General features: G+C 65.5%; 16 protein-coding genes and 1 pseudogene. 16 read left to right on the top strand and 1 reads right to left on the bottom strand.

Translation table 11 applies throughout. The features are described 5' to 3' along the window. Nucleotides 1–30: 30 nt before the first annotated feature. The 3 genes from IPG65_RS11450 to IPG65_RS11440 all read left to right on the top strand — a co-directional run bounded on the left by IPG65_RS11450 (nucleotide 31) and on the right by IPG65_RS11440 (nucleotide 2572). Entirely contained in the window at nucleotides 31–450 is a 420-nt protein-coding gene (locus IPG65_RS11450) for a nuclear transport factor 2 family protein (protein ID WP_293189516.1), read from the top strand. A gap of 40 nt (nucleotides 451–490) precedes the next feature. Next, a complete protein-coding gene (locus IPG65_RS11445) occupies nucleotides 491–1735 on the top strand; it encodes an MFS transporter (protein ID WP_293189514.1) in 1245 nt (414 codons plus the stop codon). Between the two features lie 126 nt (nucleotides 1736–1861). Then, the gene (locus IPG65_RS11440; RefSeq protein WP_293189512.1) at nucleotides 1862–2572 is read left to right on the top strand and encodes an IclR family transcriptional regulator; all 711 of its coding nucleotides are present in this window, start codon (nucleotides 1862–1864) and stop codon (nucleotides 2570–2572) included. Nucleotides 2573–2595: 23 nt separating this feature from the next. Here IPG65_RS11440 and IPG65_RS11435 read toward each other — a convergent pair whose 3' ends face one another. Beyond that, nucleotides 2596–3615 carry an AraC family transcriptional regulator gene (locus IPG65_RS11435; protein ID WP_293189510.1) on the bottom strand — a complete coding sequence of 340 codons (1020 nt, stop codon included), beginning with the start codon at nucleotides 3613–3615 and terminating at the stop codon, nucleotides 2596–2598. A 293-nt stretch (nucleotides 3616–3908) separates the two neighbouring features. Between IPG65_RS11435 and IPG65_RS11430 the strand changes: the two are divergent. The 13 genes and pseudogenes from IPG65_RS11430 (at nucleotide 3909) to trbL (ending at nucleotide 16827) form a co-directional block, all read left to right on the top strand. Beyond that, nucleotides 3909–4951, top strand: a pseudogene (locus IPG65_RS11430) (NAD(P)-dependent alcohol dehydrogenase). Nucleotides 4952–5012: 61 nt separating this feature from the next. Beyond that, nucleotides 5013–6119, top strand: coding sequence for an alpha/beta hydrolase (locus IPG65_RS11425; protein WP_366932129.1), 1107 nt, complete (start codon nucleotides 5013–5015; stop codon nucleotides 6117–6119). Between the two features lie 48 nt (nucleotides 6120–6167). Next, nucleotides 6168–7166: a LysR substrate-binding domain-containing protein gene (locus IPG65_RS11420; RefSeq protein WP_293189508.1), complete on the top strand. Its 999-nt coding sequence runs from the start codon at nucleotides 6168–6170 to the stop codon at nucleotides 7164–7166. Continuing rightward, nucleotides 7163–7441, top strand: a complete 279-nt coding sequence (locus IPG65_RS11415; RefSeq protein ID WP_293189506.1) for an EexN family lipoprotein — start codon at nucleotides 7163–7165, stop codon at nucleotides 7439–7441. The genes IPG65_RS11420 and IPG65_RS11415 overlap by 4 nt, the downstream gene beginning before the upstream one ends. A gap of 236 nt (nucleotides 7442–7677) precedes the next feature. Continuing rightward, nucleotides 7678–9684, top strand: coding sequence for a conjugal transfer protein TraG (locus tag IPG65_RS11410; RefSeq protein ID WP_293189504.1), 2007 nt, complete (start codon nucleotides 7678–7680; stop codon nucleotides 9682–9684). Next, nucleotides 9681–10145, top strand: coding sequence for a CopG family transcriptional regulator (locus IPG65_RS11405; protein WP_293189502.1), 465 nt, complete (start codon nucleotides 9681–9683; stop codon nucleotides 10143–10145). The genes IPG65_RS11410 and IPG65_RS11405 overlap by 4 nt, the downstream gene beginning before the upstream one ends. Continuing rightward, nucleotides 10142–11206: a P-type conjugative transfer ATPase TrbB gene (gene trbB, locus IPG65_RS11400; RefSeq protein WP_293189500.1), complete on the top strand. Its 1065-nt coding sequence runs from the start codon at nucleotides 10142–10144 to the stop codon at nucleotides 11204–11206. The genes IPG65_RS11405 and trbB overlap by 4 nt, the downstream gene beginning before the upstream one ends. Then, nucleotides 11203–11586, top strand: coding sequence for a TrbC/VirB2 family protein (locus tag IPG65_RS11395; protein ID WP_033453502.1), 384 nt, complete (start codon nucleotides 11203–11205; stop codon nucleotides 11584–11586). The genes trbB and IPG65_RS11395 overlap by 4 nt, the downstream gene beginning before the upstream one ends. Beyond that, nucleotides 11583–11855: a VirB3 family type IV secretion system protein gene (locus IPG65_RS11390; protein ID WP_293189483.1), complete on the top strand. Its 273-nt coding sequence runs from the start codon at nucleotides 11583–11585 to the stop codon at nucleotides 11853–11855. Before IPG65_RS11395 ends, IPG65_RS11390 begins: the two co-directional genes overlap by 4 nt. Before the next feature lie 9 nt (nucleotides 11856–11864). Next, a complete protein-coding gene (gene trbE, locus IPG65_RS11385; RefSeq protein ID WP_293189481.1) occupies nucleotides 11865–14336 on the top strand; it encodes a conjugal transfer protein TrbE in 2472 nt (823 codons plus the stop codon). After that, the gene (gene trbJ, locus IPG65_RS11380) at nucleotides 14333–15088 is read left to right on the top strand and encodes a P-type conjugative transfer protein TrbJ (protein ID WP_293189479.1); all 756 of its coding nucleotides are present in this window, start codon (nucleotides 14333–14335) and stop codon (nucleotides 15086–15088) included. Before trbE ends, trbJ begins: the two co-directional genes overlap by 4 nt. A gap of 12 nt (nucleotides 15089–15100) precedes the next feature. Continuing rightward, complete coding sequence (locus tag IPG65_RS11375) at nucleotides 15101–15445, top strand: hypothetical protein (RefSeq protein ID WP_293189477.1); 345 nt, start codon at nucleotides 15101–15103, stop codon at nucleotides 15443–15445. Continuing rightward, nucleotides 15442–16827 carry a P-type conjugative transfer protein TrbL gene (gene trbL, locus IPG65_RS11370; protein ID WP_293189475.1) on the top strand — a complete coding sequence of 462 codons (1386 nt, stop codon included), beginning with the start codon at nucleotides 15442–15444 and terminating at the stop codon, nucleotides 16825–16827. The genes IPG65_RS11375 and trbL overlap by 4 nt, the downstream gene beginning before the upstream one ends. The last annotated feature ends 8 nt before the right edge of the window (nucleotides 16828–16835 follow it).

The following is a 16835-nucleotide window of genomic DNA, read 5'->3' as shown; positions in this document are numbered from 1 at the left end:
CGAATCCCATGTTTGAAGTGAGGCACCACGATGATTTCTCGTGACGACCGCCGCGAGGCCGAAAGCCAGATCGCGCGCCTGATCCACACCTATCTCTACCGTCTCGATGAAGGCGACCTGGAAGCCGTCGCCGCGTTCTTCGAGGACGCGACCTGGCACGTTTCCCCGGAACTGGCGACGCGCGGCAAGGTGGAAAAGCTCGCCTGGCTGCGCGAGCACACCCCCGCGCATGGCGCCTACCTCGGGCCGCAGCACCTGATCGGCAATGTGCTCATCGACGTGGCCGACGACGGGCAGACGGCCACCAGCGTTTCGTACTTCATCGTGTCCCAACTGACGGAAGGCTCGGCGGCGCATGTGGCCGCACGCGGGCGCTACGTGGATGGCTTTGCCTTGCGCAACGGCCAATGGCGATTCACGGAGCGGCGAGTCCACATCGACCGGCGCTAAGGCCCGAGCGATTCTTGAGCTTGATAGGAAAAGAACAACGATGGCTGAAGCATCCGCATCTCAGTGCGCCCCCGGCACGCCCGCGAAAGCGGGCCTGCCTCTGGTCGTCTATATCCTGACGGTCGGCACGTTCCTCATGGGAACGTCCGAGTTCATCGTCGCGGGCCTGCTGCCCGAAATCGCCGCCGACTACGGTGTATCCGTCGCCCAGGTCGGCATGGCGATCACGCTGTTCGCTGTCGGCATGATCTTCGGCGCTCCGGCCGTGGGGCTGCTCACACTGCGGATGCCCAAGCGCATCACGCTGATGATCTCCCTGGTGGTGTTTGCGATAGGCCACCTGATCGCCGCGCTCACGACAGACTTCACGGTGCTGCTGGTCAGTCGCGTGGTCAGTGCGGTGGCCACCGGCGCGTTTTGGGGCAGCGCGGCAGTCGTCGCCACCCGCGCCGCCGGCCCCACGGCCGGCGCCCGGGCAATGGGTCTGGTGATCGGCGGTGGGATGCTCGCCAACGTCCTCGGCGTACCTCTGGGCTCGATTGCCGGGCAGCTCGCCGGATGGCGCGGCCCGTTTTGGGCGCTGGCCGTCATCGCGGCCGTCGTCGCTGTCGCCATCGTCAAGCTCGTGCCCGCAGAGCCGCCGGGCCAGGCGATCCCGCACATCCGTGGGGAGTTCGCAGGTCTGCGCACGGCCCGGCTGTGGCTGGTGCTGCTGGCTTGCGTCACCGTCAACGCAGGCGCGCTTTCCGTCTATAGCTTCATCGCCCCCTTGCTGACCGAGCACACGGGCCTGGGCAGCCGGTTCATCCCCATCGCGCTGGCCCTGTTCGGCGTGGCTTCTCTGTTCGGCTCGATCTTCGGTGGCCGCATCGGCGACCGGCACCCGTTCACGATGCCGATGTTCACCGCCGGCGTTTCGGCGCTGGCCTCGGCGGGGCTGTTCGCGTTTTCGTCGCAGCCGGCGCCCACGCTGATCCTGTTCACGCTGCTGGGCCTGGTCGGACTGGCGGCCAACCCGGTGCTTGCCCACCTTGCCGTCGGCTATGGCGGCGAAGCCCCCACGCTGGCATCCTCGATGGTGATTTCATTCCTCAACGTCGGCACGGCCCTGGGAACGTGGGTCACGGGAATGCTCATCGGAACGCAGCTCGGCGTGCTCGCGCCGCTGCTGGTCGGCGTCATCTTCGGCCTGCTCACCTTCGTTCCCGTGGTGACGGTTGCGGTGCTCGAACGTCGGCACCCGATCCTGCGGCATAAGCTCGCGGCCCCCAGCCACGCGGCATAGAGGCAATCTTCGTCCCATTGTCCGCGGCGGGCCGAGCACCCAGCCAGCCTCCCACATCGTGATTGCTTTGACCCATACGCGCCGCCATAATTCAACATTATGGAATCGACAACATCATCCGGCCGTGTGATCCAGTCCGTGCAGCGGGCTTTCGATCTGCTGGAGCACATCGCCCGGCAGCCCGAAGGCGCACGCTTGAGCGAATTGGCGGACGGCACCGGCTTGAACCGCAGCACCGCCCACAACCTGCTCGCGTCCCTCGAAGAACTCGGGTACATCACGCAGGACAGGAAGGGTGCGGCCTATCGGCTGACCGGCAAGCTCACCCAGCTTGTCCGGCCTGACGCCGAGGCCGAACACGCGCTGCGCGCACGCATCCGGCCCGTGCTCCAGGCCGTGAGCGTTGCATCAGGCGAATCCGCGTTCCTGGGCCTGGTCAGCGGCAGCGACTACCTGTGCGTGGACGCCGTGCTGTCGGACAAGCCGCTGCACCTGGCCGTGAGGCCCGGCGAGCGCACCCCGCTGATCGGACAGGCGCTCGGCCACACCCTGCTGGCGGCAGACGCCGGCCTGGCGCAATCCGTCCGTGCCCAAGACCCGGAACGCTGGCAGCAGCACGCCAAGGAAATCGACGATGCGCAGCGCAAGGGCTTCGCCCTCGACCTCGACAGCGAGAAGGCTGGAATCTCATGCGTGGCGGTCGCGGTCACGTCGCGCGCGGCCATCGCCATTGCCGGGCCGACGAGCCGCCTGCCGAAAGCGCGCCTGATCGAGATTGCCCAGCACATCCGCGCGGAACTCGACAAGGTACGCCCGGCGGGCCAAGGCTGGCTGTAGCCGGCCACCGTCGCCGCCCGGCGCTATGACGCCCGGACTTTGCGCTTGGGCAGATTGGCGGCTTCCGGTTCGAGCAGCCCGGCAATGTCGCGCCGGGGCGACGCACCGAACAAGCGGCTGTATTCACGGCTGAACTGCGACGGGCTTTCATAGCCCACCTTGAACGCGGCGCTCGCCGCATCCAGGCGCTCGTTGAGCATCAGCCGCTTGGCCTCGTTGAGCCGCAACCACTTCTGGTATTGCAGCGGACTCATCGCCGTGAGCTGCCGGAAATGGTGGTGGAACGTCGGCGTGCTCATCTGCACGGACGCGGCCAGCTCCTCGACGCGCAGCGGCGCCGCATAGTTCATCTTGAGCCAGTCGATGGCCCTGGCGATCTTGTAGGCTTGCCCGTCCACCGAGGCAATCTGGCGCAGCCGCCCCGCCTGGTCGCTGGTCAGCAGGCGATAGTGCAGCTCGCGCAGGAAGATTGGTGCCAGTGTCGGAATGGCCTGCGGCTCGTCCAGCAGTTCCAGCAAGCGCCCGATAGGTTTCAGGATGGCCGGCGTGAGATCGCCGATGCCGATGCAGCCATTGACGGCCCGATCGCGAGGCGGCGGTACGTTGCCATGCGCGATCAGCTCAGCAATCGTGCGCAGATCGAGGTTCACCGTCAGGCCCAGGCAGGGAACGTCCTGGCTGGCCTGCACCACTTCGGAACTGGCGGGCAAGTCCAGCGACGTGATGAGGTAACGGGAGGCATCGTAGGCATAGGCATCACCACCGACCAGCATCTGCTTCTCGCCCTGCACGACGACCACGATGCTGGGCGGAATCATGCAGTAGGCCGGCGCGGCGGGCGCCTCGCGCCGAAAGAAGCTCACGTTCGGGATCGGCGTCGAACAGTCCGTGGTGCCCTTGCTCCACTTGTCGATGACATGCACCAGCGGCTCGCGCAAGGTGCTGCAAGGTTCATTCATGGTGTCGTGTACGCGGGTGTATGGGCATGCGTCGCCCTGAAAAGGGAACTCTACCCCGAACCGCGCATTGATGTCACGGAACACTCCTGAATCATCGAATTAGGCAAGAAAACCAGAGGATTGATCTATCGGTTCAATGCGCCTGACCAGGAGAATCTTCATGTGATCCTGGGCGGCATGTGATCGCGCATCGTCTCTCCCGGCTGCCTGCTATCCCCAGGAACCCGATGCCAGCGGCGTGCAACTGTCCCCCGAGGACATGCAGGAAATCGAGGCCGTTCTTTCCAAGACGCCCGTTCAGGGCGCGCTACGGCGAGAACAGCCTGAAGTTCGTGGGACGTTGAACACCGTGCGCCCCGCTCAATAAGGAACAACCGATGACAGTCAAAGCCTACGGCGCCCATGCGGGCGATCTTCCCTCGAACCGATCGGCATCACCCGGCGCGCGCCCGGCGCGCACGATGTGCAGATCGCCATCGCCTACTGCGGCCTGTGCCACTCCGACATTCACCAGGTGCGCGGCGAATGGGCCGGCACGCTCTACCCCTGCGTGCCGGGCCACGAAATCGTGGGCCGTATCACGGCAGTCGGCGATCATGTGTCCGGCCACAAGGTCGGGGATCTGGTCGGCGTGGGCTGCATCGTCGATAGCTGCAAGCATTGCGAGGATTGCGGAGACGGCCTGGAGAACTACTGCGACCACATGGTCGGCACCTACAATTTCCCCACGCCGGACGCGCCCGGCCACACGCTGGGCGGTTACTCGCAGCAGATCGTGGTGCACGAGCGCTACGTGCTGCGCATCCGCCACCCCGAGGCGCAACTGGCGGCCGTGGCGCCGCTGCTGTGCGCGGGCATCACGACCTATTCGCCGCTGCGTCACTGGAAGGTCGGGCCGGGCCACAAGGTCGGCGTGGTCGGTATCGGCGGCCTGGGCCATATGGGCATCAAGCTCGCCCACGCGATGGGCGCGCACGTCGTGGCCTTCACCACGTCGGAATCCAAGCGCGAAGCCGCCAAGGCATTGGGCGCGCATGAGGTCGTCGTGTCCCGCAATGCCGACGAGATGGCCGCACACACCAAGAGCTTGGACTTCATTCTCAACACCGTGGCGGCGCCACACGATCTGGATGCCTTCTTTGTGCTGCTCAAGCGCGACGGAACGATGGCGTTAGTAGGTGCACCGGCCTCGCCGCACCCTTCGCCCCAGGTGTTCAACCTCATCATGAAACGCCGCAGTCTTGCCGGCTCAATGATCGGCGGTATCCCCGAGACACAGGAAATGCTGGACTTCTGTGCCGAGCACGGAATCGTCGCGGACATTGAAATGATCCGCGCCGGTGAAATCAATGGCGCTTACGAACGGATGCTGAAGGGTGATGTGAAGTATCGCTTTGTGATGGATGCCTCAACGCTGTGACCGCGCCGCGCAAGGCGTGGCAAGGCAGCAGAACACAACCTCCCCATCGAAAGGTCAGCCAATGAAAGAGATAGAGAACGTAGAGCCATCGGGCATTGATGCCGATCGCCGTCAGGTTCTGAAATACATGGGTTCGAGCGCCTTGGCGCTCGGCGTGATGTCAACGATTCCTTTTGCAAGGGCCAACACTATGTCGAACGAAATGCCGGAAGGCGCCAACAACTTCTACACCAGCGATCTGGTGGCTGTTCAGAAAGTCAACTTCCCGAACCAGTACGGGATGAAGATCGTGGGCAATCTGATCCTGCCGAAGAACCGCGACGCTTCCAAGAAGCTGCCAGCCATCGTCGTCGGTCACCCGATGGGTGCGGTCAAGGAGCAAAGCGCAAACCTCTACGCGACGAAGATGGCCGAACAGGGCTTCGCCGCAATGGCCATCGACCTCCCGTTCTGGGGGGAGAGCGAAGGCGCTGCACGCAACGCCGTAGCGCCCGACCTGTACTCGGAAGCGTTCAGCGCGGCGGTGGACTACCTCGGCACGCACGAAGCCGTGGATCGCGCGCGCATCGGCGGCATCGGCATCTGCGGCAGCGGCGGCTTCATCGTCAGCGCCGCCAAGATCGACCCACGCCTGAAGGCGATCGCCACCGTCAGCATGTACGACATGGGCGCGGTGACGCGCAATGGCTACGGCAAGTCGCAGACGCTGGCGCAGCGCAAGGACAAGCTGGCCCAGGCCGCGCAGCTTCGTTACGAGGAGTTCACCAGCGGCAAGCGGATTTTCCAGAACTACTTGCCGGTCGAATTGCCCGCCGATGCCGACCCCGTGACCGCGATGTATCACAACTTCTACCGCACGAAGCGCGGCATCGCCATCCCGGCCGGCTACACGCTGGAGCAGACACAGAACCGCACGCTCGCGGGCGAAGTGAAGTTCATGAACTTCTACCCGTTCAACGACATTGAGACGATCTCGCCGCGCCCGCTGCTGTTCATCGCGGGCGACCAGGCGCACTCCAGAGAGTTCAGCGAGGACGCTTACCAGCGTGCTGCAGAACCCAAGGAACTGCATTGGGTCAAGGGCGCCAACCACGTTGACCTTTACGACCGGGTGAACCTCATCCCGTTCGCCAAGCTGACGGACTTCTTCCACAAGCACTTGAGCTAGACCGGCCCAAGCGGCACCCAAAGGCGATAGACAAAATGGAGGTGTTCGATGGAACTTCGCCATCTACGCTACTTCTTGGCCGTAGCCGAGGAACTCCACTTCGCGCGCGCCGCCGAGAAACTGCACATCGAGCAATCGCCGCTGTCGCGTGCCATCAAGGAGCTGGAAGAGGAACTGGGCGTGGTGCTGCTTGCTCGCACCACACGCAGCACGCGACTGACCCGCGCCGGCAAACTATTCTTGGAGCATGCACACCGCGTTCTTGCCGCCTTGGATCAAGCGCGAGACGGTGTGAAATCAGCAGTCAACGGATTTCATGGACAGTTGCGTATAGCTCTATCGGACGGCATCACGCCATCGCGCTTGCCAGCTTTATTGGCGCTATGCCGCCAAGAGGAACCCGAGGTTGAGCTTCGCTTCTTTGAGGTGCCCCTGTCGCAGCAGCTCAAAGGGTTGCATGACGACCTGTACGACGTTGGGTTTGCGCAATCTGACGAGGTAGGCGACGGCATCGTTGCGCTGCCTGTCTGGAGCGATGTGCTCATGGTGGCGGTGCCGGCACGGCATCCATTGCTGACCCACAAGCGGATTCCGCTGGATGAACTGCTGCGTCATCCGCTGGTCTTGTGCGATCCGCAAGCCTGCGAAGGCCATGCCAAGTACGTTGATCGAGTGCTGCGCCGCTCCGACATGGAGCCTCTGATTGCCGAACGCAGCGCCTCTTGCGACCTCATGATGGCGCTTGTATCGGCTGGCTTCGCGCTTGGCCTGGCGGGTGCAGCGCACATCGCCGCCAGTCGTGAACAAGGCATAGTGGCACGGCCACTCGCATCGACTGTGCCGCCACTGACGACGTTCCTGCTGCGCCCCGAAGGTGAGCCATCCGATGTATTGGAGCGATTCATCGAGCGGGTGCAGTCGATGGACTCACCAGAATCCCCCAAGCCCATCGCGGGCCTCGATCCTGATCCTGATCCTGATCCTGATCCTGATCCTGATCCTGATCCTGATCCTGATCCTGATCCTACGGAGGAACCTGCACCATGAAGAAGATCATTCCCTTCTTGCTGGTGGCCGCGTTGACTGCCTGCGGCCAGTCGGAAACGCCTCAGAAGGCCAGCACCTCCGAAGCGAATATTCCAACAGTAGAAGAACTGGCGTCCAACCCCGAACGGCTTAAAGAACTGCGCCAGCAATGCAAGACGGATCGCGCCAAGCTGGGCGATGTACTGTGCAACCGGGTGGCCGAGGCTACGCGCAAGCGGTTCTATGGCGACGGCGATACCCCCTACACCCCGCCGAAAGAGTCCCCCAAGTTCTGATCGTTGGTGGTTCGCTGCATCACCTTCAAGTTCCCGTTCTACACGCCGCAATGCGCCTGCGCTTGCGGCGTTTTTATTTGGCTCTCTACCGCACTCATTCTGTCTTTTTGCTCGACCTTTCTGCTTGAAACGGTCTTTGACCGGCACTGACCCGGCACCGATCCTGACGCCTGCGGCACGTCCTTGTGTCGCTTCTTCCATCAGGAATCAGCGCAGGAGAAATCGGAGGCCAGGTCATGCAAGGGACGAACGTGCTGTTCGGTCAGATCGCCGTGGTATTCGGCATCGTGATCGCCGGCGTGTGGGGCGCCACACAATGGACAGCAGCCGCCCTCGGCTATCAGCTACGCCTTGGCTCGCCCTGGTTCGATTTCCTTGGCACGCCGATCTACCACCCGTGGAAGCTGTTCGAGTGGTGGTTCTTCTTCGATGCCTATGCGCCGCGCGTGTTCGACACCGGCGGCGCCATCGCGGGGGGCAGCGGCTTGCTGGCGGTGGTGGTCGCCATTGGCATGTCGATCTGGCGCTCGCGGCAATCGCGCCTCGTCACGACCTACGGCTCGGCCCGCTGGGCGAACGCGCAGGACATTCGCAAGGCGGGCCTCACACAGCCGGCCGGCGTGTTCCTTGGCAAGCACGACAGCCAGTACCTTCGGCATGAAGGGCCAGAGCATGTCCTGACGTTCGCGCCCACGCGCTCGGGCAAGGGCGTGGGCCTGGTGGTGCCCACCTTGTTGAGCTGGCCCGCGTCCGCCGTCATCCACGACATCAAGGGCGAGAACTGGAGCATCACGGCAGGCTGGCGCTCGCGCTTCTCGCATTGCCTGCTGTTCAACCCGACGGATGCGAGGTCGGCCGCATACAACCCGCTGCTTGAGGTACGGCGCGGCGCGCACGAAGTGCGTGACGTTCAGAACATCGCGGACATCCTGGTCGATCCCGAAGGCGCGCTGGAGAAGCGTAACCATTGGGAAAAGACCAGCCACGCGCTGCTGGTCGGCGCCATCCTGCACGTCCTCTACGCGGGCGAGGACAAGACGCTGCGCGGCGTCGCCAACTTCCTCTCCGACCCGGCCAGCCCTTTCGAGCTGACCTTGCACCGGATGATGACCACGCCACATTTGGGCGCGGAGCCTCATCCGGTGGTGGCGTCCGCAGCGCGCGAGGTGCTCAACAAATCGGACAACGAGCGCTCCGGCGTGTTGTCCACGGCCATGTCGTTCCTCGGCCTGTACCGCGACCCTACGGTGGCCGAAGTCACGTCGCGCTGCGACTGGCGCATCGCCGACCTGATCGCCGCCGAGCATCCGGTGTCGCTGTATCTGGTGGTGCCGCCTTCGGACATTTCGCGGACGAAGCCGCTCATTCGCCTGATCCTCAACCAGATCGGGCGGCGCCTCACGGAATCGCTTGACGGCTCCGACGGCATCGAGCGCCGCCACAAGCTGCTGCTGATGCTCGACGAGTTTCCGGCGCTGGGGCGCCTGGACTTCTTCGAGACGGCGCTGGCGTTCATGGCGGGCTACGGTATACGCAGCTTCCTGATTGCGCAGTCGCTCAACCAGATCGACAAGGCGTATGGGCAGAACCATTCGATTCTGGACAACTGCCATGTGCGCGTGACGTTTGCGACGAACGACGAACGCACGGCCAAACGGATCTCCGAGACGCTGGGCACAGCCACCGAGCTGCGCGCCCAGCGCAACTACGCGGGCCACCGGCTCGCGCCGTGGCTCGGGCACCTGATGGTGTCGCGCCAAGAAACGGCACGGCCGTTGCTGACACCTGGTGAAGTCATGCAGCTTCCGCCCGACGAGGCCGTGGTGATGGTCTCCAGCGTGGCGCCGATCAAGGCCAAGAAGCTGCGCTACTACTCGGACGCCAATTTCAAGCGCCGCGTGCTGCCGCCGCCCGCGCTGGCGGACGGCCAGTACGCCGACGCGGCGCCGCTGCGCCCCGACGACTGGAGCGGGCTGGCGATTCCGCCAACACCTGCCGCACCGGCCACCGCATCCGCTGATGACCTGGGGAGCTTGGCTGCCGACGACGGCGGCCCGCGCCGTCAGCCCGAACTCTCCGAAACCTTCGCCTACGACCCAGAGCTGGCCGCGACTGCCGCCGACCTCGCGCTGCTCGATGACGACGACGACCTGCCGCCTCCCCTTCCTCGCCAGCTTGATCCGGCCATGCAGCGCACGGCCCGGCTGGCATCGCTGAACCCCAACGACGGAATCGAGCTATGAGCCACTACCGCCTGAACCTCTTTATCCAGCCCGAGCACGCCAAGCGGCTCGACGAGCTGGCCGCCAAGAAAGGCGTCTCAAAGTCCAGCATCGTCGCGGCGGCACTCGCATCCTGGCTGTCGCCCGACGCGGCCGACCAGCGCGAAGCGGCGATTGCCAAGCGGTTGGATCGCCTGTCGCGCCATGCCGAGCGCATGGAGCGCGACCAGAACATCGCCATCGAGACGCTGGCACTGTTTGTTCGCTACTACCTGACCGTGAGCACGCCAGTCCCCGAGGCGCACCAGGACGCGGCTCGCGCCCAGGGCAAAGCGCGCTTCGAGCAATTCATTGAACAGTTGGGCCGCCACCTGCTGCGGGGCCGGAGCCTGGTGCGCGACGTGGTGGAGGAACTGCATCCCGACCCAATGCGGATGGAAGACGCGGCGGCCGCCGCACAAACGCAGGAGCGTGCGTCATGAGCGCCGTTCCGCAGTCCATGAGCGCCACATCGCTCGATCGCCGCATCCAGATGCTGCGCACGGCGATGGGGCCGCTGATCGCCGCCGCGCTCGAAGACCCGGACGTGGTGGAAATCATGCTCAACCCGGATCGAACCTTGTGGATCGACCGGCTTTCATCGGGCCGCGCGCCGATGGGCGTGGAGCTGTCCGAAGCGGACGGCGAGCGCATCATCCGCCTTGTGGCCGCCCACGTCGGCGCGGAAGTGCATCGCGGCCAGCCGCTGCTGTCCGCCGAGCTGCCGGAGACGGGTGAGCGCTTCGAGGGCATCCTGCCGCCCGCCGCACCAGGGCCGGCCTTCGCGCTGCGCAAGCGCGCCGTGGGCGTGATCCCGCTGTCGCGCTACATCGAAGACGGAATGATGACCGCCGAGCAGGCGGGCTTTCTGGTGCGTGCCGTGCGCGAGCGCCAGAACGTCCTGATCGCCGGAGCCACCAGTAGCGGCAAGACGACCTTGGCCAATGCGCTGCTGGCCGAAATCGCCGCCACGGGCGACCGCGTGCTGGTGCTCGAAGACACGGTGGAACTGCAATGCGCGGCCCGCGACCACGTGCCGCTGCGCACGCGGGCCGGCGTGGTGTCCATGACGGAGTTGGTGCGTTCGTCCATGCGCCTGCGCCCGGATCGCGTCGTCGTCGGCGAAGTGCGCGGCGCCGAAGCACTGGATCTCATCAAGGTGTGGGGCACGGGCCATCCTGGCGGCATCGCCACCATCCACGCCGGCTCCGCACTGGGCGCGCTGCTGCGCCTGGAGCAATTGATTCTCGAAGTGGCGGTGAACCCGCCCCGTGCGCTGATCGCCGAGGCGGTCAACGTGGTCATCCACATCGCCGGGCGCGGGCGCAAGCGCCACATCGAGAGCATCGCCCGCGTCGTCGGCTTCGACGGCGTGGGCTACCGGCTGGCGGATTGGGAGGCGGACGCGATGGACGCGCCGTTTCCCGAGTTGCAGCCGATCCCCGATGCCGCACCTGCTGCGGCGACTTTCCTGTCCCCTGACCAACCTGGAGAACTGCCATGACGCAGATGACCATTCCTGCTTTCCGTTTTTCTGCAAATCCGGCTTTGCGCCTTGCACGGCTGCGCAGCCTGGCCCGCCCTGCGGGGCAAGGACTGCTGCTGGCCGCGCTGCTGCTGTTCCTCGCCGGAACGGCGCAGGCCGCCGGTTCCTCGATGCCGTGGGAAGGCCCGCTGCAATCCATCCTCGAATCCATCCAGGGGCCGGTCGCACGAATCGTCGCGGTCATCATCATCATCGCCACGGGCCTCGCACTGGCCTTCGGCGACACGTCGGGCGGCTTTCGCAAGCTGATCCAGATCGTGTTTGGCCTGTCCATCGCGTTCGCGGCTTCCAGCTTCTTCCTGTCGTTCTTCAGCTTCTCCGGCGGGGCTGTCGTATGAGCGGCCCGGATACCTTCGCGGCAGGGTTCGAGGTGCCTTTGCATCGCTCGCTGACCGAGCCGATTCTGTTGGGCGGTGCGCCGCGCACCGTGGCGATCGCCAACGGCACGCTGGCCGCCGCCGTCGGGCTGGGCCTGCAACTGTGGATTCCCGGTGTCGTGCTCTGGATCATTGGCCATTCGCTGGCGGTATGGGGTGCGCGCGTCGATCCGCAGTTCATGGCCGTGTTCGCTCGGCACATCAAGCACCGCTCGCTGCTGGACGTGTGAGGTGATGCCGTGCTGAACCTTGCCGAATACCGCCAGCGCCCGGCCTTGCTTGCCGACTGGTTGCCCTGGGCCGGGCTGGTTGCGCCGGGCGTCGTCTTGAACAAGGACGGTAGTTTCCAGCGTACGGCCCGGTTTCGCGGGCCTGACCTCGACAGCGCGACGCAGGGCGAGCTGATTGCCACATCGGCGCGCTTGAACAACGCGCTACGTCGGCTGGGATCTGGCTGGGCCTTGTTCGTGGAGGCCGAGCGTCGCGCTGCCGCCAACTATCCGCACGCGGAGTTTCCTGAGCCTCTGTCGTGGCTGGTGGACGAGGAGCGCCGCGCAGCATTCGAGGAATCGGGCAACCACTTCGAGAGCGGCTATCACCTGACATTGGTGTATCTGCCGCCCGAGGAATCACGCGCCCGCGCGGCGGGGATGCTGTACGAGAACCGGCCCACCGAAGGCGTGGACTGGCGCGAGCGCCTGACGGCCTTCGTGGCGGAAACCGATCGCGTCTTTGACCTGCTCGACGGCGTGATGCCGGAAATCGCCTGGCTCGACGACAGCCAGACGTTGACCTATCTGCACGCCACCATCTCGACGCGGCGCTACCGCGTGGGCGTGCCCGAAGTGCCGTTCCACATCGACGCGCTGCTGACCGACTCCGCGCTGGTCGGTGGCCTCGCACCCATACTGGGCGAACAGCACCTGCGCGTGGTGTCGGTGCGGGGCTTTCCGACCTCGACCTGGCCGGGGATTCTGGACGACCTCAACCGCCTTGGATTTGCCTATCGCTGGTCAACCCGGTTCTTGTGTCTCGACAAATCCGAGGCGGAACGGGAATTGGGGCGCCTGCGCCGCCAGTGGTTCGCCAAGCGCAAGAACGTCATCGCCTTGCTGCGAGAAACCATCTTCCAGCAGGAATCCCCGCTGGTGGACACCGACGCCAGCAACAAATCGGCCGATGCGGATGCCGCATTGCAGGAGCTGGGCAGCGATCAGGTTGCCTTCGGCTACCTCACCGCCACGATGACGGTGCTCGACGCCGATCCTGCGGTGGCCGACGAAAAGCTGCGCATGGTGGAGCGCGTCATCCAGGGCCGGGGCTTCGTGACGATCCCCGAGACCCTGAATGCGGTCGATGCGTGGCTGTCCTCGATCCCCGGCAACGCCTACGCCAACGTGCGCCAGCCCATCGTCTCGACGCTGAATCTGGCGCACATGATGCCGGTGTCCGCCGTGTGGGCCGGGCCGGAGAAGAACGACCATCTTGATGGCCCGCCGTTGATCGTCACCCGCACCGAGGGCGCCACGCCGTTCCGGCTGGTGACGCACATTGGCGACGTGGGCCACACGCTGGTGGCCGGGCCCACCGGCATGGGCAAGTCGGTGCTGCTCGCCACCTTGGCGATGCAGTTCCGGCGCTATCGCGGCTCACGCATCTTCGCGTTCGACATGGGACGCTCCATGCGCGCCACGATCCTTGGGCTGGGCGGCGAGCACTACGACCTGGGCACGGATGGAGAAATTGCCTTCCAGCCCTTGGCCCGCATCGACCGCGAGGGCTACCGTACCTGGGCGGCCGAATGGATCGAAGGCCGCTTGCGGCATGAGGGCGTGGCCGTTGGCCCCGACGAGAAGGCCGCCATCTGGTCGGCACTTGGCAGTCTCGCTGGCGCGCCCGTGGAGCAGCGCACGATGACGGGCTTGTCGGTGCTGCTGCAATCGAATGCGCTGCGCCAAGCACTGGCCCCCTATGTGCTGGGCGGCGCGCACGGCAAGCTGCTGGACGCGGATGTGGATCGCCTGGGTTCTGGCAGCGTGCAGTGCTTCGAGATGGAAGAGCTGATGCACAGCAAGGCCGCCGTCATGGCCGTGCTGCATTACCTCTTTGCGCGATTCGACGAGCGCTTCGACGGTGCGCCCACGCTGCTGATCCTCGATGAGGCGTGGCTGTTCCTTGATGACCCCGTATTCGCAGCCCGCATCCGCCAGTGGCTCAAGACGCTGCGCAAGAAGAACGTCAGCGTCATCTTCGCCACGCAGAGCCTGGCGGACATCAAGGATTCGAGCATCGCGCCCGCGATCATCGAGAGCTGCGCCAGCCGCATCTTCCTGCCGAACCCGCAGGCGACCGAGCCGCAGATCAGGACGATCTACGAGGGCTTTGGGCTGAACTCACGCCAGATCGAGATCGTCGCCACCGCGCAGCCCAAGCGCGACTACTACTACCAATCGCGTCTCGGCAATCGCCTGTTCGACCTCGACCTGGGGCCGGCGGCGCTGGCCTTTGCAGGCGCTTCCACGCCGCAAGACCAGCGCGACATCGACCACGTGCTGCTGGATGCCGGCGCGCCCGGCTTCGCCGGCGCCTGGCTGCGCCATCGCGGTCTCGATTGGGCGGCCGACCTGCTGCCCTCGTTCCCCGGCCTTGCGCCGCTTGCCTCCCATGTTCCCCCTCGTATCACCGATCAACCCCAGGAGACCCTGCCATGAAGTCCTATACCCCCAAGCTCGCCGCAGTGGCCGTCGCCTGCACGCTCGCCTTCGGCGCCGTGCAGCCGGCCCACGCCATCTTCGGCATCGGCGACACCGTGTTCGACGAGTTCAACTTCATGCAGAACATGATGACGGCGGCCAACACGCTGGAGCAGATCAGCAACCAGGTCGAGCAGCTTCAGAACGAGGCACAGATGCTGATGAACCAGGCGCGCAACCTGGCCAGCTTGCCGTCCAGCGTGGTGAGCCGCTTGCGCAGCAATCTGGCGACCACCCAGCGGCTGATCGCCCAGGCCAAGGGCCTGGCCTATGACGTGGCGAACATGGACCGGGAGTTCGCGCGCCTGTACCCGGAGCAGTACGCCGCCACCGTCAGCGGCGACCAGATGTACCGCGATGCGCAGGCGCGTTGGAAGAACACGCTCAACGGCTTGCAGACCACCATGCAGATGCAAGCTCAGGCATCGCAGAACCTCCATGACGATGAAGGCGTGTTGGCCGATTTGGTGGGCAAGAGCCAATCCGCCGTCGGCGCGCTGCAAGCCATGCAGGCCACGAACCAACTGCTGGCCTTGCAGGCCAAGCAGTCCATCCAGACTCAGCGGCTCCAGATCACGCAAGACCGGGCCGCTTCGCTGGAGCTGGCGCGGCAGGCTGCGGCCACGGAGCGCGCCCGCGAGGTGCGGCGGCGTTTCCTGGGCGACGGCACGCCGTACACACCACAGTCCGTCAACTTCTACCGTGACTGACGGGAGGCCGCCATGCAATGCGTCCTCGTCCTGTCTGTTTCAGTGCTTGCTGCGCTGCTGGCCGCTTGTGGCGAGCGGCCAGCCGACAACCTCGCCGATGCCCTGGCCGCCGATCCCGTGCGGCTCAAGGCATTGCGCGCGCAATGCGCCGCCAATCCACAACAGGTCATGCAGGCCACGGGCGAGGACGCTTGCCGCGCCGCCGCCGAAGCCTTCCGGCGGCGCTTCTTCTCCGGCCAGACCGGGCCGGATGAATACCAGACGCTGGCCGACCTGCCACCGATTCCGCCGAGCTTCGATGAACCGGCCGATGGCGTAGCGCCAGCATCGCCCGCCGAACCGGAGGGCACGCCATGAATGACGTGACCATCATCGACCAGTTCCTCAACACCTTCGCCACCTACATCGACTCGGGTTTCGGGTTGCTGCGCGGTGAAGTGGCGTTCCTCACGGCCACGCTGATCGTCATCGACATGACGATCGCCGGGCTGTATTGGGCCATGAGCCACGCCACCGGCCAAGGCGAGGACGTGATCGCCAAGCTGCTGCGCAAAGTGCTCTATGTCGGTGCCTTCGCCTACATCCTCAACAACTTCAACTGGCTGGCCAGCATCGTGTTCCGCTCGTTTGCGGGGCTGGGCATTACGGCCACCGGCTCGGCCATCACGATGGAGAACTTTTTGCAGCCGGGCCGGCTGGCGAAAACCGGAATCGACGCCGGGGCGCCGATTCTGGAACAGATCGGCGAGATGGCGGGCTTTCCCGAGGTGTTCGCCAATCTCGATCCCATCGTGGTGCTGTTCCTCGCGTGGCTGGTCGTGGTGCTGTGCTTCTTCGTACTGGCGATCCAGCTGTTCATCACGCTGATCGAGTTCAAGCTGACCACGCTCGCGGGGTTCGTGCTGGTGCCGTTCGCGCTTTGGAACAAGACGAGCTTTCTAGCGGAAAAGGTCTTGGGCAACGTGGTGGCATCCGGCGTCAAGGTGCTGGTCCTGGCCGTGATCGTCGGCATCGGCTCGGGCTTGTTCTCGCAGTTCCAAGTCCATCCCGCAGAGCCGAACATCGACCATGCGCTGGTCATCATGCTGGCCTCGCTCACGCTGCTGGCGCTGGGCATTTTCGGCCCTGGCATCGCCACGGGCCTCGTGTCCGGTGCGCCGCAGCTCGGCGCGGGCGCAATGGCCGGTGCCGCTGTCGGCGCAGCCGGGACGGCCGTTGCCGTCGGTGCTGCCGCGGCTGGCGTTGGTGGCGCGGTCATGGCCGGGGCGCGCATGGCGCCAGCCGCCGCCAAGCTGGCCGGCAGCGGCGCGCGTGCTGCTGCCTCGACGGCCAGCAGCGCACGATCGGCATTCCAGGCGGGTTCCGCCGCCGCAGGCGGTGGCGCGAAGGGCGCAATGGCCGGCCTGGGCAACGTCGCCAAAACCGGCGCGCAGTCCGCCGGACGCGCGGCTGCATCCCGTGCTTCCGCTGCGGGGCAGCGGATGGCCGCTCCGTTCCGTGCTGGCTGGAACGGCCCAGCCGCTGACGAAGGTGCGGCCGCCGGTGGAGCCGGGGCATCCGGCCAGGCCGTCGCGGGCGATGTCACTTCCGGCGTAGCCAACGCACAGCCCGCCTGGGCCAAGCGGCTGCACCGCCGCCAGCAACTCACCCATGCCGCGACCACCGCCGCCCACGCACTGCGCGGGGGCGACGGCGGCGGCTCCGGCCAGGGGCCAAGCCTGCGCGGCTCCGACGATTGAAGCGATTC

The organism is Ottowia sp., assembly GCF_016703145.1.
Lineage (GTDB): Bacteria > Pseudomonadota > Gammaproteobacteria > Burkholderiales > Burkholderiaceae_C > Ottowia.
Note: the sequence above shows the minus strand (reverse complement) of the source record. Positions and strands in the feature narration are given on the sequence as shown.